Origin of the sequence: Exiguobacterium aurantiacum, from assembly GCF_024362205.1 — a bacterium.
In the GTDB taxonomy this organism is placed as follows: Bacteria; Bacillota; Bacilli; order Exiguobacteriales; family Exiguobacteriaceae; genus Exiguobacterium; species Exiguobacterium aurantiacum_B.
Map to the genome: position 1 here is coordinate 2,412,396 of NZ_CP101462.1, position 24,237 is coordinate 2,436,632.

Sequence of the window (24,237 nt, forward strand, 5' to 3'; positions counted from 1 at the left end):
TCGTATTCGCACAGATGAAAATCGCTAGCACATAGGGAGAGACTTATGAAAACATTGAACGAACGCGCACTCGAGATGCACGCCATGCACCACGGAAAATTGGAAACGACACCGAAAGTCGACGTTGACACGAAAGAAGCACTCAGCCTCGCCTACTCACCTGGTGTCGCCGAACCGTGCCGTCGCATCGCTGAAGATAAAGAATTGTCTTATGAATATACCCTCCGCGCCAACACGGTCGCCGTCGTCTCAGATGGAAGTGCCGTCCTCGGCCTCGGCAATATCGGTCCAGAGGCTGCGCTCCCGGTCATGGAAGGGAAAGCCGTCTTGTTCAAAAGCTTCGCCGGCGTCGATGCGTTCCCGATTTGTCTCGACACGCATAACGTCGATGAGATCGTGCGGACCGTCGAACTGCTTGCACCGACGTTCGGTGCCGTTAACTTAGAAGACATCAAGGCACCCGAATGTTTCGAGATTGAGGCGCGCCTGAAACAGACGCTCCCGATTCCTGTATTCCATGACGACCAACATGGAACAGCCATCGTCGTCTTGGCCGGTCTCGTCAACGCGTTGCGCCTCGTCGATAAGACGATGCCCGAACTCCGGGTCGTCATGAACGGTGCCGGGGCCGCCGGCATCGCCATCGCGAAACTATTGAAGCGTTTCGGTGTCGAAGACCTCGTCATCTGTGACACGAAAGGCGCGATTTACGAAGGACGCGTCGAAGGGATGAACCCGTTCAAAGATCAAATCGCCAAAGCGACGAACCGGAAGCAACATGAAGGCACGCTCGCCGACGTGCTTCAAGGTGCCGACATCTTCATCGGCGTCTCGGCGGCCGGTGCCGTTACCGAAGAGATGGTTCGTTCGATGGCTGTCGATCCGGTCATCTTCGCACTCGCGAACCCGATCCCAGAAATCATGCCGGACCTCGCGACAAAAGCCGGGGCGCGTGTCGTCGCGACCGGTCGTTCCGACTTCGCCAACCAAGTGAACAACGTCCTCGCCTTCCCTGGTATTTTCCGCGGGGCGCTTGACGTTCGCGCCACCGAGATTAACGAAGAGATGAAGGAGGCGGCCGTTCACGCAATCGCCGACTTATTGACCGAGGAAGATCTTACGAACGGGGTCGTCATCCCGAGCCCGTTCGATAAGCGAATCGCACCTGCCGTGGCGGTCGCGGTCGCCAAAGCCGCCATCGAGACCGGCGTCGCCAAGCGTCCGCTCGATGAGGCCGCCATCCGCCGGCACGTCAGCCAAAAACATTTGTAATCCAAAAACTGTGCAGACCGTATTGGTCTGCACAGTTTTTTTAGACGGTACCTTGTAAGATTCCTTCCGCCCATTCGACTTCTTCCGTCGTCGGAGGTTTAATTCCTTTGAGCGGATAGTCGAGACCGAGCGCCTCCCACTTATAGACACCCATCTCATGGTACGGCAAGATTTCGACTTTCTCGACGTGGTCGAGTTTTTGGATGAACGCCGCCGTACGACGGAGCGCTCCTTCATCAAGCGTCCATTCTGGGACGAGGACGTGGCGAATCCACATTTTCGTTCCGCGCTCGGATAGATGTTCAGCAAGCGCGAGCGTGTTGACGTTGCTACGTCCCGTCAGTTTCTTACACATGTCATCGTCGATATGTTTGATGTCGAGTAAGACGAGATCGGTATGATCTAAGATCGCATCCAAGTTAGGGGGACGAAGTGCACCCGATGTGTCGAGTGTCGTGTGAAGACCGTGTTTCTTCGCTTCACGCAAGAGTGCCTCTAAAAACTCTGGCTGCGCGAGCGGGTCGCCCCCTGAAATCGTGATACCGCCTTTTGATGCTTCCATGAACGGACGATAGCTGAGCGCTTCTTGAATGACGTCCTCGGCCGAACGATGGTTATTCTTTTTGAAATCCCATGTGTCAGCATTGTGGCAATACAAGCAACGAAGCGCACAACCTTGTAAAAAGACGATAAAACGAATTCCCGGGCCGTCAACGGTTCCAAACGATTCGACCGAGTGTACATATCCCATTGTCATCGAAATGACCTCCTAACGAAATGAGCGGCCTTCAGATGAAGGCCGCCAAGCCTTTGTTTACAATGAACCGTGGAACGTCCGGTTGATGACGTCGATCTGTTGCTCGCGCGTCAACTTGATGAAGTTGACCGCATATCCAGAGACACGGATCGTGAGCTGTGGATATTCTTCTGGATGCTCCATCGCATCGAGCAACGTCTCACGGTTAAAGACGTTGACGTTCAAGTGATGTCCTTTATGCTCGCCGCCCATATATCCGTCAAGCAAGGCAGCCAAGTTGAGTTCACGAGCGACGTCTTCTTTACCGAGTGCTTTCGGTACGATCGAGAACGTGTATGAGATCCCGTCTTGAGCATGCTCGAACGGAAGTTTTGCGACTGAAGAGAGTGAAGCGGCAGCACCTTTCGTATCGCGACCGTGCATTGGGTTCGCACCTGGCGCGAACGGTTCGCCGGCACGGCGTCCGTCCGGTGTGTTCCCTGTCTTCTTGCCATAGACAACGTTTGACGTAATCGTCAAGACCGATTGTGTATGGAGTGCATCACGGTACGTTTTATGCTTGCGCACTTTTTCCATGAACGATCTCGTAAGTTCGACAGCGATTGCATCGACGCGGTCGTCGTTGTTTCCGAATTTAGGGAAGTCGCCTTCTGTCTCGAAGTCGACGGCAATGCCTTGTTCGTTTCGGACCGGTTTCACGGTCGCATATTTGATGGCTGACAGACTATCTGCCGTGACCGAGAGGCCAGCGATACCGCATGCCATCGTCCGTAAAATCTCTGGGTCGTGAAGTGCCATCTCGATCCGCTCGTACGCATATTTGTCATGCATGAAGTGGATCACGTTGAGCGTGTTGACGTAAAGCTCGGCGAGCCAATCAAGCGTCCGGTCAAAGTCGGCATACACTTTGTCGTACGTGAGCACGTCTTCTGTGTTCATCTCCCAAGCGGGTGCAATTTGGTCGCCACTCTTCTCATCGCGTCCTCCGTTCATGCTGTAAAGGAGTGCTTTCGCCATGTTGGCACGGGCACCGAAGAACTGCATTTGTTTCCCGATCTTCATCGGTGACACACAGCAGGCGATGCCGTAATCGTCACCGAACGTCGGAAGCATGAGGTCGTCGTTCTCATATTGAATCGCAGACGTCTCAATCGACATCTTCGCGCAATATTGTTTGAATCCTTCCGGCAATTTCGTTGACCAAAGCACCGTCAAGTTCGGTTCCGGTGCCGGACCGAGGTTCGAGAGCGAGTGCAAGAAGCGGAACGAGCTCTTCGTCACGTTCGAACGACCGTCCTCACTCATCCCACCGATTGATTCGGTTACCCACGTTGGGTCACCCGAGAACAATTCGTTATAGTCAGGTGTGCGCAAGAATTTAACGATACGAAGCTTCATGATGAAGTGATCGACGATTTCTTGAACGTCCGACTCGGTCAGACGACCTGCTTCGATGTCACGCTCTGCGTAAACGTCGAGGAACGTCGAGACGCGTCCGAGTGACATGGCGGCACCGTTCTGTTCTTTGACGGCTGCGAGATAAGCAAGGTACACCCATTGGTATGCCTCTTGTGTATTTTCCGCCGGACGGCCGAGATCAAACCCGTACGCCGCACCGAGCTGTTTCAACTCTTGAAGGGCCCGGAGCTGCTCAGACATTTCTTCGCGCGTTCGAATATCTGACTCTGACAAGAAACCGCCACGGTTTGCCAAATCTTTTTTACGTTCTGCAATCAAGAAGTCTAACCCGTACAAGGCAACACGGCGGTAGTCGCCGATGATCCGACCGCGGCCGTAAGCGTCAGGAAGGCCTGTGATGATCCCTGACTTCCGCGCCGCTCGCATCTCTGGTGTGTACGCATCGAAAACACCTTGGTTATGCGTTTTGCGAATTTCCGAATAAATCTTTGTGATTTCAGGATTTGGCTCGAAACCATATGACTCAAGGGCGGCATCGACCATCCGGATTCCACCGTTTGGATGAATCGAGCGTTTGAACGGCTCGTCCGTTTGAACGCCGACCACTTTCTCGAGTTCTTTGTTTAAGTATCCCGGTCCGTGCGAGACGATTGTCGACGGATTGTTTTGATCGACCGCCCAAACACCGCCGCGTTCCCGCTCTTCTTTCGTCAATTCCATCACTTGTGCCCAAAGACGGTTCGTCGCTTCGGTCGGTCCGATGAGGAAACGATCGTCTCCTGTGTACTCGTGTCGGTTCAAACGGATAAACTCACCGACGTTCACTTCGTTCGTCCACTGCCCAGGTACAAATCCTGACCAGGCTGATTTAATTTCGGTTGCCATTGTGGGTCACTCCTCATAGTTGAGATAACTGCGTGCTTTCTATAAGTTGAGTGTACGTGAAAACGTGAACATTATGTTTTACATTCTTGTGAAAGTTGTAACAATCTCATGAACGTTGGCGTGATGCCGTTTTTGTAAGCGCTTTAAATTCTGTTACAATGTAAATGCTATCAACTATGAAACAGATAAGTCAAGTTATGACAGGATTCACATTGATTCTGTATCACTCTAATTCGGATGTGACGATTTATACAGTTTTTAATGTGATGTATATCACGACCTAGGGATAGAACTTGAATTTTTGCCTTACATCGGACACAATGAAGGCAGAACATTGTAGAAGAGGAAGGGGTTCTTCCCATGACGTACGAATTATTGACAGCCGCTCACGACTTGAAGACCGGTGACCGTATCTCTCTTAAAGTAGAAGAGAACGGGGAACAACGTGACGGATTTATCACTGAGTTTGAAGATGCAGGTTTTTGGATTCGGTTTGACGACGACATCGAAAACGAGGATTTCATCGACTACCGCGATAACTTGCTCGCGGCGCTTATCTCGCGCCCGATTGACGTGGCAGCGACATATCCAGAGCTCGCCTCATACGAACGGTTGACGAAAGAATTGCAGTATCGTGTCTATCAAGGCTTCACCGTCGAAGGCGTCGAGGCGTCGGCTGACCAGATCGATGTGCACATCAAACTCATCGAAGACGGACAGACGTTCACACAGACACTCCGCTCTTCATTCGACCAAGACACTGAACATGTTCGCTATATCTAAGACAGGGAGCGCTAATGCTTCCTTTGTTTTTGCCCCACGATAAGGAGAATTGATATGAACTTTACAAAACCATTTATTAACGAAGCCTGGGATCGCCTTGGCTTTACTGAACCGATGCCGGTCCAAGCCGAAGCGTTCCCGCTTCTTCTTGACGGAAAAGACGTCACGATCGAAGCGCCGACAGGTACCGGGAAGACGCTTGCTTACTTATTACCCGCCATCGAAAAAATCGACGCTTCAAACGACCGCATCCAAGTCGTCATCGTCGCACCGACTCGTGAACTCGTCATGCAGATTCAAACGGTCGCGCAACGCTTCACCGAGAAAGGTGACGTCCGCATCGCCTCGTTCATCGGTGGCGTCGAACTGAAGCGCCAAATCGATCGCCTCAAGAAAAAACCGCATTTGATTGTCGGGACACCGGGCCGACTCGTCGAACTCATTGAGAAGAAAAAGTTGAAACTTCACGAGACGCATACAATCGTCCTCGACGAAGCCGACCAAATCATCGACAGCGGTTTGACAGAATCTGCTGAACGGATCATCAAGCACACGGCGCATGAACATCAAATCGCACTCGTCTCGGCGACACTCACAGACACGCTTCAAGCGTGGGCTGCCCCGTTCTTAAAGGAGCCGGCACATGTGAAAATCGAGCGGGCGGTGAGCGCACAAGTCACCTACGGCTACATGTTGACGACACGCCGCTACAAACCCGAGTTGCTCCGCCGTCTGTCGCATGTCGACAACGTCAAAGCACTCGCTTTTATCAACAACCGTTCGTTCTTGCCACCGTTGAAAGGTGAGCTCGACAAGATGAAAGTGAACTATCGCATGCTCGACAGCTTGAAAGGAAAGCGCGAACGTGTCGAAACGCTTCGTGAGTTCCGTAAAGGCGACTATCCGCTCCTTATCACGACAGGTCTCGCAGCCCGTGGCCTCGATATCGAAGAAGTGACACACGTCGTCCACTTTGACTTGCCAGAATCGATCGATGACTTCATTCACCGCTCGGGCCGGACGGCACGCGGCAATGCGGCTGGGACTGTCCTCTCGCTCGTGACGGATGAAGATTTGACGCATTTGAAATCGTTCGCCCGTCAACTCGGCGTCGAATTGAAAGAGCTCGAAATTTACCGTGGCGACGTCATCGAGAAGCGAATCGAAGATAAACCCCCGGTCGTCAAACGTCCCGCGAACAAGCGAGGACCGCGCCGATGAAAAAAGACCGGAAAGTGATTCCATTCCCGTTGCTCGTGGAAGAGTCCGAATTGCTGGCCGAGCTGAAAAAGTTATATGAGCAAGCCGCGCTCGCGCGCAGCACGCAATGGACGAACTATATACAAGAAATCGCCTCGGAAGGCACGTGGCATTTGAAAGACGCGGAGCTATTCCGTGATTTGTTCATCGACTGGGCTGTCTTTTTCGAGACGGACGAGGACGGGATGACACCGCACGGCCGCTACTTGGCGGAGCATAAGGCGGACATGTCCCCCGCCCTCTATCACGCGCTCCGGGGCTTGGCGGTCCCGCGCTGTTCAGTCTTCGAAGTGACCGAAGACGGTTTACGCGATTGGGAGACGAAAGAGATCTACAAAGTGATGCTTCCAGAGGCTCGTGAACCGGGCGATGTAATGCTCGGCAAACTGCTCGATATCCGCGGCAACTGGCGGTTCGGGTCGGCATTCCTCGCCCTCCCGGCGAAGATGGCCGGCAACGTCTCGGACCTGTATATCGACTTCACTGATGAAGTCGGTCCAGGTGCGTTCCTCGACCAGTTCCCCGAGTTTTGTGCGGAACTGATCGACATGTTGCTCGATTTAGAAGAAGGGGTCATCGTCCCGAAACCATCAAAATAACCGAGAGGCGGCCGCCTCTCGGTTTTTTCTATCAGTAGACATAATACTCGACGGTTTGATTGGCCGCTTGATCGCTGTCTCCTTCTGCTTTTATGGAAGCACGCGACACCATGTCTCCCTCATCATATACTTCTAGCATAGCCCCTTCTGTCGTTGGAAGCACATGATAGATTAGCTGATCGACATAAGTGACTGACCCGACCGTACCTTGAATGGCTTGGCGAGTCGTCTGCTCCAACGAGTTTAAATCAATAATCAATTCCGTTCCGTCAGATTGAATCGTACGATACTCATGACCTTTGAATAGCGTACCTTTCAATTCTTCCGATTGGTTCACTTTCACTACTTTGTTTTCTATAGCGTCATAGACAAATAGTCCTGGTAGATCCATTTCTGACATATATTCTTCACCTGTGTCGTCTTGTAACGTCTCAAGCGCCGTCGCGCGAATCGGAATATAGCGGTTGTCCGTCGCCACTTGACCTTGATACGCAGACGGATACCATGACCATTCCGCCCCAACGACACCTCCGACCAACGTCTTGGATCGATCAATCTTTTGCGTGACGAACGTCTTCGTCGATTCATCGAACGTTGCCACGTGATGGTTCGTCGTTTCATAGTTTTGATCGTATATAAGGTGGACTTTATCGTCGTAAACGTAAAATCCCTTCCAACCACTTTCTAATATCTCTCGTGCCTGTCCAAACTCGGTAACGTCTACTTCCTTACCGTCTTTTGATTTGAGCACCACTAACGTATCACGGTCTTTTTGGCCGATCGCCACTTCCCCATCGGTCGTCCAAATGCGTTGCGCATAATCCAACTGTTTCAGCGCTCGTTTGAACGCTCGAGAGTCTTCCCCGAAATTCGCTCGAAAATCGAGGAGCTGCTCGAAGTAACTTCCCTTATGCGAGGAGGTGCTCCCATTCAATGTCACATTGATCTGCGTATAAGGCTGATCTATCGAACCTTTAGCGACTTGAACGATTCGATCTTCCCACAACTTTTTATTGGATTCGACTTGAAGTGACCAATCCGTCCCACTTTCCGTCCCGCTGACGGCATATGTGGCGAGCCCTACCATGATCATCACACCTAAGGCGACCACGTTCACCATTCGTTTCATGCGATTCACCTCACACACTCATTTTTTTTGAAAGGAAACGACGGCTTAGCAACGTCAGCCCGAAGACCAACCCGATCAATCCTAAACCGAACAGTCCAATCAGTTCATCCATAAACAAATAGCGTTCAAAATAAATAATTAGAAGCGTCGGCAACGCAATCAAACCACTCACTACACAAATAGCCAAGACCGGTGACCAAAGCGTCCGTTGCCATAGCCCCCGCTCCACTAAAACGAACGTGAAGAGTGCGAGCACGACAAATGCGATCAGCACTTGATGCACGAGGAAGTTAAATCCACTCTCTGGATACATCATGGCAAGATAATCGAACTGTATCGCCCTCTCAAACGATCCTTGAAGCGGAATCATTTTGGCGTTCAGCCAAGCAGTGAACAGTTGATATTGCAAAAGCAACGCCATCCATTGAATCGCGAACAAGCCCAAAATGAGCATCATGACTGTCACAAATTTCGCAATGAACAGTTTCATTCTCCCTGTCGGTATCGTCAGCAACCGCATCATAAATGTGCCGCGTCCTTGAAACTCGCGATACCAAATCCAGACGCTGAAAAAAATCATCGCGACGATTGCGACACCAACTGATAGAGTAAACACAGTGCTCCCGATGTAATTCGCGAACGAGACCGTATAACCCGTCATGCCCTCTAGTCTCATTTCTTCATATGTAGCAGTCTGCCTCCATAAGAAAGCACCTAGCCAGCTGAATTGCAGCGCCAACAGCACGCCGACTAAGATCAAGTACGATTTCTTTACGCGATCAAGCTCCCAACTGATCAGTTTCAACACGCTCATGCCCCGTACTCCTCTCTCATGACATCGACGATCGACTTGCCGTGAATGAAACGGACGTCCTCGACGTCGAACTCACGGACGATCCGTCCTCGGTTCAACATGACGGCCTTATCGACCAAATATTCAATGTCTTCAATCTCGTGCGTCGTAATCAACACGCCCCGATCTTCCATCACATCACTCGAGAACAACTCGACGATCTGTTCTTTTGAAAACACATCGATGCCTGAGAATGGTTCGTCGAGCAATAAATAGTCCGGGTCTTGGGCGATGCCGAGCGCCAAGTTCACTTTCGCGAGCGTCCCTTTCGACAGCTCGTTCAACTTGTCTTCCGGAAACAGCTTGAACTCGTCGACAAGACGGGCGAACAATTTCGGGTCGAACTTCGGATAAAAGTCGCGCATGAACGCCTCACACTGCTCAATCGTGAAATGAATGGGGAATGTCGAGTGGTCTGGTACGAATGCGACGCGGTTCAAGTCAATCGGTTTGCCGTCGACGAGCACCGTCCCTTGATCGAACGGTGTCAGTCCCATGATACCTTTTAAAATCGTCGATTTCCCGGTACCGTTTAACCCAATCAGACACGTGATTTCCCCTTTTTGGGCCGTGAACGACACGTCCTCGATGACTTGTTTTTTGCGGTAACGTTTCTTAACTCCCAGTACTTCGATCATTGAAATTCCCCTCCCCGTATTGCTGTTTGATTTTATCGACGAGTTCATCCATCGTGACGTCGAGTTCTTGAATCGATTCGACAAAAACGGCGATTGCCTCATCGACGAGCTCGGTGCGGATCCGTTTCAATACATGTTCATCGGTCGTCACGCGGCTCGGACGGTTCCGTTCGGTCGTAATCAATTGTTGTTCCTCCATTTCCTTGAACGCCTTTTGGACGGTGTTCGGATTGATTTTCAGTTCGGTCGCGAGCTCTCGCCGCGACGGCATCTCTTCGCCTGCCTGCAGTTCGCCAAGCGCCATCTTCTTTTTGAAGTAATCGACGACTTGCATATAAACCGGGGCTCTCGTGTTGAATTGTATGATCATGTTGTCACCTCTCTAAGTGTATGATGCGACTAATACACTACCTGTCTGTATTATCACCATAGTACACTTACGGAGTCAACAGTTTTTTCCAAAATAAAAACGCATCCGCTGCTCATGCGGATGCGTCAACTAGATCGAATGATGTGATCGGCTTTGGCTTTCGGATTGACCGTCTTGAGGTAATGCGTTTCTCCCGGCCAGTACCGGCGCTCATACTTGTCGAGCCGCTCCGACAAGTCGCCGATATACGTATCACGATTCAGGACACGTTCATACCGGACCTCTTGCGGACAGTCGAGATAGACGACGTAATCGAAGTAAGCGCGCCACTCGTCACGCAATAAGAAAATGCCTTCAATCAAGACAATTGCGGTCGGTGCGATTTCCACCGTTCGATTGATGACCTCATCCCGGTCGCGGTCATAATATGGCAACGTCAGCGTCGCCTGCCCTTCTTGAAGCGGTTTGAACAACGTCTCCACGAGCAAGTCGACGTCCCACTGCAACGTATAGTATTCGATCGCCTCCGGCTCACCGGTGTCGTAGCGCCGGGACCGTTCGACGATAAAGTCGTCAATGTGGAAAATCATTTCGTTCGGCACGATGCCCCGTAGTTGATTGACAAGTGTCGTCTTTCCGGCACCGCTCAATCCGTCGATGGCGACGATGATCGGACGCTCTTGCTCATGACTGGCGTACGCTGTTTCAATGACTTGCCTCACCGTATCCATTCCGTCCCTCCTTCACAAATAGAAAAAGTCAGCCCTAAATTACAGGGCTGACTTCAGTTTACCAGAGCACCCAACCTTTCGCTCCCGGTGGCGCACTCTCAATCAAGTGCCAAATCGGGACCGTGTAGGCGAACGCAATCAACACGAACGTGACAGTAATCCATAGCTTCCAATTCTCGAAGAAACGTGGCGTCTCCATCGCCGCCTCTTCCGTCTCAGCGAGCGGAAACTCCTCTTCTCCTTTCGGAGCGAGGAATGACAAGTTGAACATCGAATAGACGAAAATGAGGACCGAGATCAACAGGATCGTCCCACCGATCGCCATAGCGATGTGGTATGGAATCCATTCGCGCGTGAGTGCGTCGGAGAAGTATGTCGCTGGACCAGTCCGGCGCGGGTTACCTTGAAGGCCCGAGATATGCATCGCGTAAGACATGATCGACATCCCGAACGCCCACGTCCCAGTTTGAATCAATCCGATGCGGTTCATCGATTTCGTGAGTGTACGACCTCGAAGGACCGGTACGAGCCAATACGCCGTTCCGAAGAACGTCAACGCGACGGCCGTCCCGACCGTGATATGGAAGTGACCCGTGACCCATAGTGTATTGTGGACCATCGCGTTCAATTGGTGCGACGCGTTGATGATCCCGCCGGCCCCGGCTGGAATGAAGAATAACATCCCGACGAATGGCGCGAGGAAACGAACATCCCCATACGGCATTTTCTTGACCCAACCAAATAGACCGCGGGCACCGAGTGCGCGACCGCGCAACTCGAACGTCGCAAACAGCGAGAACGCCGTCATGAACGATGGGATGACGACGAGGAACGTCAAGATTACTTGGACGAACTTCCAGAACGGGTCAATCCCTGGCTCTGTCAACTGGTGGTGGAAACCGACCGGGAACGAGAACAAGAGGAATAAGAGAAATGCCATCCGCGCGAGCGCATCCGAGAAAATCTTTCCGCCGATTACTTTCGGCACGACCGTATACCAGACGATATAGGCCGGCATGAGCCAGAAATAGACGAGCGGGTGACCGAAGTACCAGAATAGCGTCCGTGACAACTCGATCCCGACCGTATCTTTCCATCCGAGCGAGAGCGGGAGCAGTTGGAACAAAATCGTCCCAGCGACACCGAGCGTGGCGATAACCCATAAGAGCATCGTCATGACACTCATATACGCCGGCAGCGGCGGGTGAACTCCTGGGTTCTCCCGTTTATAGTCTGCATACATGCGGAACATGGCGAACGCAGACAACCATGTGCCGACGACGAACAAGACGAGACCGATATAGAACACCGGGTCGGCCATGAGCGGCGCATAGAACGTATACAACACAGTCGCTTTATTGGCGAGCACCATGATTGTGACGAGCACGGCTCCGGCGATGATCATCCAAAATCCGAGCCAGGCAACCCGGGTCGGGAACGACTCAAAACGTCCGAACGACTTGGCGAGGAGCGCGTAAAGCAAACCGATAATAAACATCGTCGTGAAGACGAGACCAAGCATGATGCCGTGCGCGGTCAAAAGTTGATAATAGCCGAACACTTCCGGGATGACACCCGTCCGGATAAGCGTCTGCATGAGTCCAGCCAAACCGCCAATCAAAACGGCAAGGACCGAGATGACGACATGGGCATAGGCGAGGCGCGCTTCTTTGGCACCGATACTCGGCACCGGAACGCCGCGTTCCATCTCCCACTGTCTTAATTTTGAGGCTACGTCATTCATTTAGTCCACCACCTTAATTTTTGTCGCCATCATATGATGGCCGGTTCCACAATATTCGTTACACAGAATCAAGAACTCGCCTGCCTCGTCAAACGTATATGTGAGCGAGTTGATGTGGCCTGGTACGACCATCATGTTGACCGGAGTCCCTGTCAATTGGAACCCGTGGACGACGTCCGGTGAGGTGACGAGAAACGTGACTTTCGCACCTTTTGGAATTTCCACATTGCCCGGAGTGAATGTGAACGCTTGGGCGACCATGACGAGCTCATACTCGTTGTCGCCAATCTTATGGAGTCCCGGTTTGTCGAACGGTGCGGTTTGATGCACTTTTGCCGGGTCGATCAAATCCGCGTCCGAAGCCGGCTGATTGCCTGCCGCAAACGCAGAGATGCCAAGCACTGTCAAAAAGACGCCTAATAGAATGATGCCGAATACTAACCAATACTTCTCAAGTTTATGAATATGCATCGTGTTTCCCTCCTCTTGCTCGTTATCGTGTCACAAATAAGTAAAAGACCGACGACCACATGGCAATGATGACGCCCGCGACAATCATGACCGATGTGAACGTGCCTTTTAAGTTCGGTTCTTGTCCACCGTTTTTATCCACGTGAAGGACCCCTTTCCCTATGATTTCCACTTTCATTGTATGAAAAGGGACCTGGATTAATATGTGACATTTATCACTTCAAAAGTGACAATCACATCAAATTTGCGTAGTTTTCACACATAAAGTTCACATTTTAAAAAAAGGCATAAGAAAAGGCGATTGTTCCGATATCAGTCGGAGCAATCACCTATTTCTTTTTTTCATGATGTGGCAGAACAAAATGTTCCAATTCTTCCGAACAGGATGGGGAAACCGCAAATCAAAGTCGGCAAATACCGGCGGGACAGCCTTCGCAATAACATAGCTCTTTGAGAAAATCGATGTCATGCAACACCATCGACGTCGGGGTCGTCGTTAATACGCCTTCTTTACGCCACTGGTTCATCATTCGATTGACCGTCTCGCGAGGTGCACCGATCAATTGACCGAGTTCGCCGTCAGATGGATGTTTCGGGACAACGATCCCCTCTGAATCCTCCACGCCATGCATCGCCGCCATGCGAAGCAACGTCGAGGCGAGCGCCCCTGGCTTCCCGTAGAGCAACAAGTCACGCAACTTCATCTCGGACTGTTTGCGCATCATCGACGTCCAACGCAACACCTCCGTGGCCAGTTGCGCATCTTGACGGACAAGCTCATCCATCTCTTGTTTCGAAATCCAGCCGATGACACTGTCCTCGGTCGTCTCGATGCTATATGAACTCGGGAACACCTCGTCAATATCGAACTCTCCAAAGAAGTCGTCAGCGCCGTATATGAACATGATGAGCGAACTCCCTTTTTTCGTCAGCTTCGTGAATTTGACGGTACCGCTCTTCAAGTAAAAGAATTTACTGCATTTTTCGCCTTCCCAACAAACGATACTCGATTTTGAATAGTCTTGAAACGTCATCATCTCGAATAAGAGCTGTTTCGTCTCTTCTGAGAAGACGAAGCTGTTCGGTTGGGTCGTCCCACATTTTATGGTCATGTTGTCTGCTCCCTCCACTGGTCTCATGCCTAATCAGGCCTCGTGCGTGATATATGGCTTTATTATACAGGAGGACAACAGGCATTTTCATAAAAGTATGTGACATTTCAAACAATCTTCTAATTTATCTGTTCACAAAAAAAGACTGCAGGCACCCTGCAGTCTAGTCTGATCATCGGTAGACGAGTCGAATCAACTTCTCGGCTCCTTTGAAGTTCGGATAACGAACCGGTAAATCAAATTTCGTCGTGTTGCGCAAAATCGACTTGGCATGGCTGAACGTCTCGAAGCTGTAGCGACCATGGTACGAGCCCATCCCGCTCTCACCGACCCCGCCGAACGGCAGGTTCGGGTTCGTCAAATGCATGAGCACGTCATTGACACAGCCCCCGCCGAACGTGAGATGCTTCATCACCGTCTGTTCCACAGCTTTCGTCTCAGTGAACAAATAGAGTGCGAGCGGGTGCGGACGCGCTGCGACGAAATCAATCACCTCGTCGAGTTGACGATACGTGAGCACCGGTAAGATTGGTCCAAAAATTTCATCTTTCATGACGTTCGCATCTTCTTCGATATCCGTCAATACGGTCGGGGCAATCTTTAATTGATCTCGATCAATCTGACCGCCGAAGAACACGTCGCCTTCCGTCAAATATCCGTTCAGGCGGTCGAAGTGCGTCTCGTTGACGATGCGCGTGAACCGTTTCGTCCCGACGCCGTTCCCGAACATCGTGAACGCCTCTCGTTTGATGGCCTCGAGGAACGCCTCTCGTTTGGATTCGTGGACGAGGACGTAGTCTGGAGCGACGCACGTCTGACCGGCGTTCATCCATTTGCCCCAGGCGATGCGCTTCGCTGCAATCTCGATATTGGCATCGTCATGGACGATGGCCGGCGATTTTCCGCCGAGTTCCAGTGTGACCGGCGTCAAATGTTTTGCCGCCGCCTCCATGACGATTTTCCCGACCGGTGTCGATCCGGTGAAGAAGATATGGTCCCACTTCTCTGCGAGCAGTTCCGTCGCAACGTCTTTATCCCCTTCGACGCTGACGACGTAGCGGTCGGTGAAGGCCCGTTCGAGCACTTTTGTGATCATTTGGGCGACGTTCGGTGTCAATTCTGAAGGTTTGACGACGGCCGTGTTCCCTGCGGCGATCGCTCCGATGAGCGGTGCCATCGCCAATTGAAACGGATAGTTCCATGGGGCGATAATCAGTACCGTGCCGTAAGGTTCGTACATGACCTCACTTTTCGTCCCTAAATGAATTGAGGCTCCACGGACACGCTTTGGACGCATCCAACGTTTCAACTCACGTGTCGTCCGCGTGATCTCATCATAGACGAAACCGATTTCCGTCGTGAACGCGTCGAGTTCTGATTTGTTCAAATCCTGCTCCAACGCTTGCAGTATCTCGGCTTCATGATGTTTGATTGATTCTTTTAAAAACGTCAACATGCTGAGACGGAACGCGAGCGATTTGGTCGCTTGGGTCCGATAGAAGCGACGTTGTTTACGGATGAGCTCTTCAATGGTCAACTGTTCGATTGGTGCGAGCATAAATCTGCCTCCCTTAAATGATAGCGCTAGCTTCATCTTATCATTTACTCTTGGCCACCGACCATTTTGAACCTTCGCTCGGCACACTCGATATCCATCTTACCTCACGGGTACGTTCCGCTTTTTCGTTTGCTGTATCACGACGAGAATCAATCCGGCGGCGAGCAAGATGCCTCCGGTCACCGTGAACTTTTGTGTCAATGAGATGGAGAGCCAACCTAAAAAGGCCGATCCCGTTACCGTCCCGAGCGAGAAGAAAGCGTAAAAATATCCGTACGACTTTCCTCGGTTGTCATGGTTCGTGGCTTTGATTAACATCGTATTGATGGCCGGGAATAAAATCGCGAAACCGACACCGTACAAGGCGAGCACCCCGTATAAGAGACTAGACGTCTCAGACCGACCGATCAGCAGTTGGCTGACGCCGAGAATGCCGACACCAAGCGCTGCGAGCTTCGCCGGTTCGATTTGGTCGAACAAGCGGTTCGTCGGTAAAATAAACACGAGCACCGCCATGATCCCGAACGTGCTGAGCAACGTCCCGCTCAGACGAGAATCATAGCCGAGCGATTGCACATAAAGCGGTAGCAAGTACGCGATGGCACCTTGCGAGAACATCAAGAGGAAAGCACCGATATACGCTTTCATGACGTCACGCTCAAAGCCCGCCGTTCCTTCTTCTTGACGGTTCGATGTTCCAAGCGACAGTTTCGAGGGACGTAAAAAGATGAGCGCCAAGAGCGCAACCAGCGCCCCGTAAAGAGCGACGTACGTGAAAACGACGGGCACGGTCGTTCGGCTTGCCATGATGCCACTGAACGCCGGTCCGATAATGGCCGCTAACCCTACGAAACTGCCCGTCAACGCCACTTTCTTACCTTGACGGTTCGCGGCGGTCAGATTGGCGGACAACGTGAATGCGGCCGGGACGATCAAACCAGCGACGAAGCCGTGAACGATCCGGACGATGAGAAGCGTCGTCGATTCATCGACAAGGTGATACGATAAGAGACTGAGGCTCGATAGCCCGAGACCGACGAGCAAGATGACAATCGGACCGATGCGGTCGGTCCAGATGCCGGACAATATATTGCCGAACGTGTTCGACAACGAATAGATGGCGATGACGAGGCCGGCGATGAACGGCGTCGCTCCGACCGATGTCGCAAACGTGCTCATGACCGGAAGCTGGGCGAAGAGATCAAAAAAAGCAAAAAAGACGATACTATAAATGACAAAAGCGGATGCTTTATTCATGGACACAACTCCTTCGTACAGCCCGTTTTTCGAACTGTTCGTTTCAGCTTCAGTCTAGCTTGCCGGTTTCACTTTGTATACACGGGAAGGCGCGCGGACACAAAAACGCCTTACAAACCATTGGTCTGTAAGGCGAGTTCATTAGTTTGTGACTTCGACCGCTGTATCGAGTGCGACACGGATCATTTCGTCAAATGTCGATTGACGCTCTTCCGACGTCGTCTCTTCACCTGTTAACAAGTGGTCTGAGATCGTGAGGATTGTCAACGCGTTCACTTTATGTTTCGCAGCGAGTGTGTAAAGACCTGCCGCTTCCATCTCGATTGCGAGGCAACCGAAGTCGGCCCACTTCTTGAAATGATGGAAATCATCTTGGTAGAACTGGTCGGCTGTGAAGATTTGACCGACCTTGACCGGGATGCCAGCCTTTTCAGCGTTCAAATACGCGCGATGTAGGAGGTCGAACGTCGCTGTCGGTGCATAGTCCATACCGTCGAAACGAACCCGGTTTTGGCCCATTTCACTCGATGCGCTCATCGCGATGACGACGTCACGTACTTTAACGTCTTCTTGAATCCCGCCGGCCGTACCGACACGAATCAAGTTTTTGGCGCCATATGACATAATCAATTCGTTCACGTAAATCGACATCGACGGAACACCCATCCCTGTCCCTTGGACGGAAATGCGTTTCCCTTTATACGTTCCAGTGAAGCCATACATCCCACGGACTTCGTTGTATAACTCGACGTCTTCGAGGAATGTCTCCGCGATGTATTTCGCACGTAGCGGATCTCCTGGCAATAATACCGTTTCTGCGATTTGTCCTGCTTCTGCCCCAATGTGTACACTCATGATTAAATTCCTCCTTCAAGATAATCGTTGGCACTGTTCCCGATATTCGTTCGGGGTGATGCCAACCTGTTTTTTGAAGACTTTCCGGAAATATTTATCATCCGAAAAGCCGACCGCTTGGGCGACTTCATAAATACGTTGTCTACTCGTCTCAAGGAGACGTTTCGCCTCGAGCATCCGGATCGACAGCAAGTATTCGGATAAGTTGACGCCGTACTGCTGTTTGAAGCGACGCGATATGTATTCGCGGCTCAAATAAAAGCGCTCGCTCATCCCTTGTAAGCTGAGTTCTTCCGCATAATGGCGCTCGATGAACGCGCCAATCTGTAGAATCGGATCTTCTTCGTCAGGAGTGACATCCGCGAGGGCGCGTGCAAGCGTCTCGTTCAAGACGTCAGGGTCGATTGGTTTCAACAAGTAGTCGAAACTGCCAAGCTGAATCGCGCGCCGCATGTACGAATATTCGTCATAGCCCGTCAAGACAATCAGTTTGGTCGTCTCCGCCTCCGTGTGAACCCATTCCATCAACTCGATGCCGTTACAGCGAGGCATCTGCAGGTCCGATAAAATCAACGCCGGCCGTTCCTTGCTGATGATTCGTTTCGCTTCTTCCCCGTCCTGTGCCTCGATCACTTTCGTGACACCGAGCCGTTCCCACTCCCCGAGCAGTTTCACCGCTTCCCGTACCGGCGACTCATCGTCGACGATCAATACTTTCGTCATGACGCATCCGCCTCCTTCACGGCCGGGAAACGCATAACGATACGAAATCCGCCTGTCTCTGGTGTAGCCAACATAAACTGAGCCTCCCGATTATAGTTTAACATGAGTCGATCGCGAATGTTCTTTAAACCGGTACCTTCTGCCCCATGAACCGGCGCTGTCGACAACTCAATCCGTTCTTGTAGGGCATCGAGCTCTCGAACGGGGATGGGCCGCCCACTATTCTCGCAACGGATGACGAGGTCTGTCCCGGATTGCTGAACGTGCAGGGAGAATCGGTTCGCCTCCGTTGACCCATCCCGCTCGAATCCGTGTTTGAAAAAGTTCTCGGCGAGCGGTTGGAGAATCATCTTCGGTACGATCAAATCGAGCAACGCGTCCGGGACGTCGATTTCGACTTCGAACTGTTCCGGAAAACGGACTTGCTGAAGCCGGACGTATGAATTGAGATGATCGACTTCGCGTTTGAGCGTCACCATCGATTCGTCCGGATGCATCGTGTACCGCATCATCGAGGATAGCTGCGTGATCAGACGATATACCGTCTTGCCATCTCCTTTCAACGCGAGCGTCCCGATTGACTGCAAGGCGTTGAACAGGAAGTGTGGGTTCGTCTGAGCTTGGAGCGCCCTCAGCTCATTCGTCCGATTTTCGAGCGCCAATCGATACTCGCGTTGAATCAAATCATCAATCCGTTCAATCATCCGCTTGAATTGTCGTCCGAGCACGCCGAACTCATCATTTCCGAGGGAATCGAATGAGACTGTCATATCCCCTTGTTCGATTCGCCAAATGTTCGACGTGAGCGTCTTGATCGGTGTCGTCAAACGCATCGATGCGTAGGTCGCCCCAATCAACGCCAACACGAGCGACACCATCCCGACGACAAATACGATGAACGACGTCCGTGAAGCCGGCTCGGTCAACAGACGGTCCGGAATTGATTTCCCGATGTAAAACGTCTGATTCTCAAACTCGAACGACTTGACGATACGGTGGTGCTTCCCATCGCTCGACAGCGAGTTCGTCGATACGTTCTGCGGAATCTCGCCATCCCCGAGTTGAGCGAAGACTTGATTGCCGCCCCCGACGAACCAGAGACTCTCGCTCGGGTTATTCTGTAGCGAGGCGAGCTGGCCGGTGAAGACGTCCTCGGGGATATCAATCGACAAAATCGCGAGTGGCTGGTCCGTCTCAATCTTATCGAGTCGGAAATGGAGCGTGACGACCTCTTCTTCTGAGACGAGCGGACCGAAATCATGATACGGCACGAGCGGATGTGAGGCCTCGAGCAGGACGCGACTCTCTTCGTACTTCAACAACTGCTGCTGAATCGCGCTCGGTTGTCTCTTCGATCGCGGCGACACTTTCATTTTATAGGCGGCGAACGAGTCCATGTCCTCGAGCATAAGCAATTGAATCTGGGCGACGTCTTCCCGGGACAAATACATGCCGAGGAGCGCCCGTCGTACCTCGAGTTCAGTTTGTTCGAGCGACAGTCCCGGGCCGTACTCGAGAATATCGAGCACATCCCGATTCGCATACAGACTGGTCGGCAAGCGGCTCAAGTCCGAGACATACCGTTCCATCTGTAGTGTGCCTCGCTCAAGCGACCATTCCGTGAGCTGAAGCCCCCGTTCCCGCTCCCGGTCTTTGACGTACCAAAAGGAAATGATCGTCGCCAAAATGACGGGAACGATAATCGTCAATGCGATCATTCCCGTCAGCTTCGTCCGAATGCTCATCCACGTATCGCCTCCTCGCTGTCATTATATCACGGCTTATGCAAGCGTTTGCAATACTTGAAAATAAAAAGGTCTATGACCTTTGTTCCGGCCATAAACCTCGTTATTTATTCGTATGATTGAATCAATTCGATGATGCCTGTCGGTTGCCCGGAGTCAGCTGCGAGTTCGGCCGGCGTCATGCCATCCTCGTTCTCAAGCGAGACGTCGGCGCCGTTCTCAAGCAACAACCCAACCGTATCGATGTCCACGCCTTCATTATAGAGCAAGTTATGAAGCGGCGTGTCGCCGTATAAGTCTTGCGTGTTGACGTCAGCCCCGTCTGCCAATAAGGCCTCAAACTCTTCGTACGTTGCGGCGTTGTAGGCAAGTTCTTGAATCGGCTCTTCTGCCATGGCATCAAGCGAGCCGAACCCTTCTGAGAAGCCAGTCAATCCGTCGCTCGTGAACAACCAGGCGACAATGGCCACATTGACAATGACACTCAATACAATCGTCCCGATAATCGACCCTTTGACATACCCTGCCGTCTTGAAGACCGGAACGTTCGTCTCACCGGCGTTCGTCGCGATGGCCGCAATTCGTTTCGGGAGTGGCGGATGTGTCGATAACAGCTCGCTCAACTTGGCGATAAATCCGTTCTCACGACTCGCTTCATATAAGTAGTCAAACTCGCTCACTTCTTTTGCCAATTTCCCACCGATGGCAAGAATCGTGAGGGCACGTTTCGATGCCGATTGGTCTTGAATATGATGAGCTGCCATGCGGTCACACGTAAACTCACAGGCACGTGAGTAGGCCGACCCTAAAAACGGGATCCAGCCGCCGAGCATCATGGCCCACTGTTTTTGGACGTGATTACGGCGAATGTGTGCCAACTCATGGGCGATGACAAACTCAACTTCTTTCGTGTAGCCATCACGTGACAACTCGACGATATCCGAATACAAGATGACCATGTTCTTTTGGAAGAAACGGGTCGCGAAAGCATTCAAGACGCCCCCGGCTTGAAGAATGTAGACGTCCGGGAGTAAGCGAATCCCCATCTCTTGCCCGACACGCTGATAGGTCTGATATAAGTCGGCGAATTGACGCTCCGTCACTTTGACGCCGTTCGTGCGAATATATCCGATTTGTAGCCAGTGCGTGAACAGTGACAACGCCAAAATCGTTCCGATAATCCATAAAAAGATGCCGAGCGAGGCAATCGTGAAGACAATTCCTAAAATTATCGTCAACACGCTGGCTGCGACGAGTAGTCCAAAATACAGCTTTTCGTTCTTATGTACCAATTGCGATTGTTTCATGTAAAAATCCCCTTCATTTTCCATATGCATTCCATTATACCGGATAATTGGAAGAGGACAATAAAAAAATAGAAACCGACATGTACGTCAGTTTCTATTTGATGGTCAAGCGATACAGTTGATCGTCCTCATTGCTCGGATTCCCGCGTCCGTCTGTGTTGTTCGTGATGAAGTAGAGCTCACCGTCTCCTAACCAGACGTCACGGATGCGCCCTCTATCCTCGACGAGCGGAGTGACCTCTTTCGTCTCTCGGTCGATGGCGACGAGGCGATTTCCGCGAAGCGTCGCCATATAAACGTAACGATCATCCGCCGCGATTCCCGAAGGGGCCCACGACGTCTCTCCGACCTCGAACCACGGTGTCTCGAGACCTTCTTGTTTCTCGTTCGCCTCAATAAGCGGCCAGCCGTAATTGTTGCCCTGCTCGAGAATGTTCACTTCATCGTGACCGGACGCCCCATGTTCACTTGCATAGAGCGTGTCCTCAATTTTCGTCAATCCTTGGGGATTGCGGTGGCCGGACGAATAAATCCAATCGTCAGGTTCGCCGCCGCCAGACAACGGCACCCGTAACACTTTCCCGGCGATCGACGTCTCGTCTTGAGCCAGCTCCGGAACGAGCGCGTCTCCCGTTGTGACCCAAAGTACGTCACCATCGAGCAATAAACGTCCTCCGTTATGGAACTGGGCCCCTGGAATCTCATCGAGCACAACCGCCGTCTCTTCAAACTGATCGCCATCCCACGTCAACTCGACGACCCGGTTACGTACGTCCCCGGGTGTCCCATACGTGTGATAGGCGTACACTTGTCGCGATGTCGCGAAGTCTGTCGTCAAGGCCAAGCCGAGTAGACCGCCCTCCCCGATTTCGAGCACATCTTCTTCGAGGATAACTGATTGCCGGTCAAGATTCCCGTCCGCATCGATGACGGCGATTGTGCCGCCGCGTTCCGAGATGAGCCACCCATCATCGGTCTGCGCGATTGACCACGGTGCCTCTAACTGTTCGACGACAGATTCGTTTGCTCCAATCACCAACGGTTCGTCTGTTTCTGAAGGCGCTTCGTCGGATGGTGCTTCTTCAGTCGGTGCTTGCTCTTGCTCGGCCGCCTCTTCAACCGGTGTTTCGTCCGGTGTCGATGCGTCCTCAGACTCCGACGCACAACCCGCCAGCACGATAAGTGACAACATGAGGATCCATCGTTTCAATAGGAACGCCTCCTTTTCACCATCATACCTTGTCTTTAGTTGTCGCGTGAAGGTTCGGGTGGGCTAGCCGGTAAGCGAAGCGCAATCAACAGCGCGATGAACGCGGCGAGTGCCGCCCCGATGAAGACGGTATTCAAGCCTGTGGCGATGAGTTGCTCGCCTTGGAGCCGGACCGTGGCGTCTAACGTCTCGGTGACACTTCGATTGAAGAACGATTCGAGCGAGGCGCCGCTCAACGTCTCGTCGTTCCGGAATCCGTTCAAAACGATGAAGTTGAAGAGCGCTCCGAACACGGCGACGCCGAGCGTCTGTCCGACCGTACTTAAAAATGAGTTCGCCGCTGTTGCCGTACCGCGCTGTCGATACGACACGACCGTCTGCAACACGACGATGAACATCGGTTGCGACAAACCGAAACCGACACCGATAATGGCGACGGCGAGATAGACGAACAAGTCCGAGCTCGATTGTGTGAGCAACGTCAAAATGATTGTTCCCAGCAACAACAAGCTCATCCCCGTCACAGCACGACGCCGCGGTGAGGCTGCGCCGAGTGTGCGACCTCCGATAATCGACGTGAACGTCCATGCGACCGAGAGCGGCATCAACATGAATCCAGCTTCGGTCGCCGATTTTCCAAGGACGGCCTGGGCCCAAATCGGGATATAGGCCGACATCGAGACGAGCACCCATGCCGCGAAGAAGACGGCACCATTGATGGATGCGATAATCGGTTGTTTCAACAGATCGAGCGGCAATAACGGTGTTTTCGCACGTCGCTCTGATAAAAAGAAACTGGTGAGCAACACGACACTGAACACGGCACTGACAACAATCGATGGCGTCCAGACGTTCGTCTCGCTGAAGGTGATTAAGCCGTACAGAAACGCCGTCGTCCCAAACGCGAACAAGAGCGCCCCTTTGACGTCGATCCGCTCCGTCGTCTCGGTCACCGTCTCTTTATAGAAGACAATGATCATGATGAACGATAACAGCGCGAATGGCACGTTCAACAGGAAGACGTAACGCCAAGACAACGTCTCGACCAAGAACCCGCCGATGACCGGCCCGAGCACGCCCGAGACGCCCCACACGGCGCTTAAGATGCCTTGAATCTTGCCGCGCTCCTCATACTTGTACAAATCGCCGATGATGGTCATCGAGATGGGCAATACCGCACCGGCACCCAGCCCTTGGAGCGCCCGGAAGATAATCAATTGCTCCATCGACGTGGCGAGTCCGCAAAGAAGTGAGGCGAGCGTGAACAAACCGATTCCGAACAATAGGACTCGCTTACGACCGAACAAATCGGCCACTTTTCCATAAATCGGTGTCGACACTGCCGTGAACAACAAGAAGGCGGCGAACACCCAACTCACGAGGGCGGCCCCGTTCAATTCGCTCGCGATGACCGGCGTCGCGACGGAGACGACCGTCCCTTCAATCGCCGCTAAAAAAGTCGCCAACAACAGCGCGACCGTGACATTCTTTCTCATTTGTTTCATCTCCCCAAAAAAATAGTGGTGCCGGAAGGTTCCGAGCACCACTTCAACTGTCTA

23 protein-coding genes are annotated in these 24,237 nt (G+C 52.1%); 4 read left to right on the plus strand and 19 right to left on the minus strand.

Translation table 11 applies throughout. The annotated features are described in order from the left end of the window. Positions 1–45 precede the first annotated feature (45 nt). Complete coding sequence (locus NMQ00_RS12510) at positions 46–1,272, plus strand: NAD(P)-dependent malic enzyme (protein ID WP_255176933.1); 1,227 nt, start codon at positions 46–48, stop codon at positions 1,270–1,272. Between the two features lie 40 nt (positions 1,273–1,312). Here NMQ00_RS12510 and pflA read toward each other — a convergent pair whose 3' ends face one another. Both pflA and pflB read right to left on the minus strand, forming a co-directional pair. Then, a complete protein-coding gene (gene pflA, locus NMQ00_RS12515; RefSeq protein WP_021067805.1) occupies positions 1,313–2,029 on the minus strand; it encodes a pyruvate formate-lyase-activating protein in 717 nt (238 codons plus the stop codon). A 57-nt stretch (positions 2,030–2,086) separates the two neighbouring features. Further along, positions 2,087–4,333, minus strand: coding sequence for a formate C-acetyltransferase (gene pflB / locus NMQ00_RS12520; protein ID WP_255176934.1), 2,247 nt, complete (start codon positions 4,331–4,333; stop codon positions 2,087–2,089). Positions 4,334–4,693: 360 nt separating this feature from the next. Here pflB and NMQ00_RS12525 point away from each other — a divergent pair, with 360 nt between their 5' ends. From NMQ00_RS12525 to NMQ00_RS12535, 3 genes are read left to right on the plus strand one after another with little or no spacing between them, the layout of a single operon-like run. Next, the gene (locus tag NMQ00_RS12525) at positions 4,694–5,116 is read left to right on the plus strand and encodes a hypothetical protein (protein ID WP_255176935.1); all 423 of its coding nucleotides are present in this window, start codon (positions 4,694–4,696) and stop codon (positions 5,114–5,116) included. A gap of 54 nt (positions 5,117–5,170) precedes the next feature. Next, a complete protein-coding gene (locus NMQ00_RS12530; protein ID WP_214823822.1) occupies positions 5,171–6,337 on the plus strand; it encodes a DEAD/DEAH box helicase in 1,167 nt (388 codons plus the stop codon). Next, positions 6,334–6,975, plus strand: a complete 642-nt coding sequence (locus NMQ00_RS12535) for a hypothetical protein (protein ID WP_255176936.1) — start codon at positions 6,334–6,336, stop codon at positions 6,973–6,975. Before NMQ00_RS12530 ends, NMQ00_RS12535 begins: the two co-directional genes overlap by 4 nt. A 31-nt stretch (positions 6,976–7,006) precedes the next feature. On the opposite strand, the gene NMQ00_RS12540 is transcribed toward NMQ00_RS12535, so the two are convergent. From NMQ00_RS12540 to NMQ00_RS12620, 17 genes are all read right to left on the minus strand, one after another. Beyond that, positions 7,007–8,104 (minus strand): hypothetical protein, encoded by a 1,098-nt coding sequence (locus NMQ00_RS12540; RefSeq protein ID WP_255176937.1) that lies wholly within the window; start codon positions 8,102–8,104, stop codon positions 7,007–7,009. Between the two features lie 10 nt (positions 8,105–8,114). Then, complete coding sequence (locus NMQ00_RS12545; RefSeq protein ID WP_255176938.1) at positions 8,115–8,918, minus strand: ABC transporter permease; 804 nt, start codon at positions 8,916–8,918, stop codon at positions 8,115–8,117. After that, complete coding sequence (locus NMQ00_RS12550; protein ID WP_255176939.1) at positions 8,915–9,595, minus strand: ABC transporter ATP-binding protein; 681 nt, start codon at positions 9,593–9,595, stop codon at positions 8,915–8,917. Before NMQ00_RS12550 ends, NMQ00_RS12545 begins: the two co-directional genes overlap by 4 nt. Then, positions 9,573–9,965, minus strand: coding sequence for a GntR family transcriptional regulator (locus NMQ00_RS12555; protein ID WP_255176940.1), 393 nt, complete (start codon positions 9,963–9,965; stop codon positions 9,573–9,575). Before NMQ00_RS12555 ends, NMQ00_RS12550 begins: the two co-directional genes overlap by 23 nt. A gap of 125 nt (positions 9,966–10,090) precedes the next feature. Then, positions 10,091–10,696 carry a kinase gene (locus NMQ00_RS12560; RefSeq protein WP_255176941.1) on the minus strand — a complete coding sequence of 202 codons (606 nt, stop codon included), beginning with the start codon at positions 10,694–10,696 and terminating at the stop codon, positions 10,091–10,093. Between the two features lie 58 nt (positions 10,697–10,754). Beyond that, complete coding sequence (locus NMQ00_RS12565) at positions 10,755–12,404, minus strand: b(o/a)3-type cytochrome-c oxidase subunit 1 (protein WP_441294621.1); 1,650 nt, start codon at positions 12,402–12,404, stop codon at positions 10,755–10,757. A 36-nt stretch (positions 12,405–12,440) separates the two neighbouring features. Beyond that, on the minus strand, positions 12,441–12,911 hold the full coding sequence (locus NMQ00_RS12570; protein WP_255176943.1) for a cytochrome c oxidase subunit II: 471 nt from the start codon (positions 12,909–12,911) through the stop codon (positions 12,441–12,443). A gap of 22 nt (positions 12,912–12,933) precedes the next feature. Continuing rightward, on the minus strand, positions 12,934–13,053 hold the full coding sequence (locus NMQ00_RS12575; RefSeq protein WP_233589685.1) for a cytochrome c oxidase subunit 2A: 120 nt from the start codon (positions 13,051–13,053) through the stop codon (positions 12,934–12,936). Positions 13,054–13,312: 259 nt separating this feature from the next. Next, entirely contained in the window at positions 13,313–14,023 is a 711-nt protein-coding gene (locus tag NMQ00_RS12580; protein WP_255176944.1) for a Crp/Fnr family transcriptional regulator, read from the minus strand. 172 nt (positions 14,024–14,195) lie between these two features. Continuing rightward, the gene (locus NMQ00_RS12585) at positions 14,196–15,581 is read right to left on the minus strand and encodes an aldehyde dehydrogenase (protein ID WP_255176945.1); all 1,386 of its coding nucleotides are present in this window, start codon (positions 15,579–15,581) and stop codon (positions 14,196–14,198) included. A 99-nt stretch (positions 15,582–15,680) separates the two neighbouring features. After that, on the minus strand, positions 15,681–16,838 hold the full coding sequence (locus NMQ00_RS12590) for an MFS transporter (protein ID WP_255176946.1): 1,158 nt from the start codon (positions 16,836–16,838) through the stop codon (positions 15,681–15,683). A gap of 141 nt (positions 16,839–16,979) precedes the next feature. Next, positions 16,980–17,693: a purine-nucleoside phosphorylase gene (deoD, locus tag NMQ00_RS12595; RefSeq protein WP_255176947.1), complete on the minus strand. Its 714-nt coding sequence runs from the start codon at positions 17,691–17,693 to the stop codon at positions 16,980–16,982. A 15-nt stretch (positions 17,694–17,708) separates the two neighbouring features. Continuing rightward, positions 17,709–18,416, minus strand: coding sequence for a response regulator transcription factor (locus NMQ00_RS12600; RefSeq protein WP_255176948.1), 708 nt, complete (start codon positions 18,414–18,416; stop codon positions 17,709–17,711). Further along, complete coding sequence (locus NMQ00_RS12605; protein ID WP_255176949.1) at positions 18,413–20,161, minus strand: sensor histidine kinase; 1,749 nt, start codon at positions 20,159–20,161, stop codon at positions 18,413–18,415. Before NMQ00_RS12605 ends, NMQ00_RS12600 begins: the two co-directional genes overlap by 4 nt. Positions 20,162–20,268: 107 nt before the next feature. Then, positions 20,269–21,468 carry a M48 family metallopeptidase gene (locus NMQ00_RS12610; RefSeq protein WP_255176950.1) on the minus strand — a complete coding sequence of 400 codons (1,200 nt, stop codon included), beginning with the start codon at positions 21,466–21,468 and terminating at the stop codon, positions 20,269–20,271. Positions 21,469–21,562: 94 nt separating this feature from the next. Further along, a complete protein-coding gene (locus NMQ00_RS12615; protein ID WP_255176951.1) occupies positions 21,563–22,678 on the minus strand; it encodes a PQQ-dependent sugar dehydrogenase in 1,116 nt (371 codons plus the stop codon). 35 nt (positions 22,679–22,713) lie between these two features. Then, positions 22,714–24,174 carry an MDR family MFS transporter gene (locus NMQ00_RS12620; protein WP_255176952.1) on the minus strand — a complete coding sequence of 487 codons (1,461 nt, stop codon included), beginning with the start codon at positions 24,172–24,174 and terminating at the stop codon, positions 22,714–22,716. Between the last annotated feature and the right edge of the window lie 63 nt (positions 24,175–24,237).

Bases quoted from the DNA above. Each gene is read 5' to 3' on its own strand.
- NMQ00_RS12580 (WP_255176944.1), bottom strand. From the start codon at position 14,023: ATGACCATAAAATGTGGGACGACCCAACCGAACAGCTTCGTCTTCTCA.
- NMQ00_RS12510 (WP_255176933.1), top strand. From the start codon at position 46: ATGAAAACATTGAACGAACGCGCACTCGAGATGCACGCCATGCACCAC.
- NMQ00_RS12570 (WP_255176943.1), bottom strand. From the start codon at position 12,911: ATGCATATTCATAAACTTGAGAAGTATTGGTTAGTATTCGGCATCATT.
- NMQ00_RS12555 (WP_255176940.1), bottom strand. From the start codon at position 9,965: ATGATCATACAATTCAACACGAGAGCCCCGGTTTATATGCAAGTCGTC.
- NMQ00_RS12545 (WP_255176938.1), bottom strand. From the start codon at position 8,918: ATGAGCGTGTTGAAACTGATCAGTTGGGAGCTTGATCGCGTAAAGAAA.
- NMQ00_RS12540 (WP_255176937.1), bottom strand. From the start codon at position 8,104: ATGAAACGAATGGTGAACGTGGTCGCCTTAGGTGTGATGATCATGGTA.
- pflB (WP_255176934.1), bottom strand. From the start codon at position 4,333: ATGGCAACCGAAATTAAATCAGCCTGGTCAGGATTTGTACCTGGGCAG.
- NMQ00_RS12550 (WP_255176939.1), bottom strand. From the start codon at position 9,595: ATGATCGAAGTACTGGGAGTTAAGAAACGTTACCGCAAAAAACAAGTC.
- NMQ00_RS12610 (WP_255176950.1), bottom strand. From the start codon at position 21,468: ATGAAACAATCGCAATTGGTACATAAGAACGAAAAGCTGTATTTTGGA.
- NMQ00_RS12605 (WP_255176949.1), bottom strand. From the start codon at position 20,161: ATGAGCATTCGGACGAAGCTGACGGGAATGATCGCATTGACGATTATC.
- pflA (WP_021067805.1), bottom strand. From the start codon at position 2,029: ATGACAATGGGATATGTACACTCGGTCGAATCGTTTGGAACCGTTGAC.
- NMQ00_RS12590 (WP_255176946.1), bottom strand. From the start codon at position 16,838: ATGAATAAAGCATCCGCTTTTGTCATTTATAGTATCGTCTTTTTTGCT.
- NMQ00_RS12560 (WP_255176941.1), bottom strand. From the start codon at position 10,696: ATGGATACGGTGAGGCAAGTCATTGAAACAGCGTACGCCAGTCATGAG.
- NMQ00_RS12620 (WP_255176952.1), bottom strand. From the start codon at position 24,174: ATGAGAAAGAATGTCACGGTCGCGCTGTTGTTGGCGACTTTTTTAGCG.
- NMQ00_RS12600 (WP_255176948.1), bottom strand. From the start codon at position 18,416: ATGACGAAAGTATTGATCGTCGACGATGAGTCGCCGGTACGGGAAGCG.
- NMQ00_RS12565 (WP_441294621.1), bottom strand. From the start codon at position 12,404: ATGGAACGCGGCGTTCCGGTGCCGAGTATCGGTGCCAAAGAAGCGCGC.
- NMQ00_RS12530 (WP_214823822.1), top strand. From the start codon at position 5,171: ATGAACTTTACAAAACCATTTATTAACGAAGCCTGGGATCGCCTTGGC.
- deoD (WP_255176947.1), bottom strand. From the start codon at position 17,693: ATGAGTGTACACATTGGGGCAGAAGCAGGACAAATCGCAGAAACGGTA.
- NMQ00_RS12585 (WP_255176945.1), bottom strand. From the start codon at position 15,581: ATGCTCGCACCAATCGAACAGTTGACCATTGAAGAGCTCATCCGTAAA.
- NMQ00_RS12525 (WP_255176935.1), top strand. From the start codon at position 4,694: ATGACGTACGAATTATTGACAGCCGCTCACGACTTGAAGACCGGTGAC.
- NMQ00_RS12535 (WP_255176936.1), top strand. From the start codon at position 6,334: ATGAAAAAAGACCGGAAAGTGATTCCATTCCCGTTGCTCGTGGAAGAG.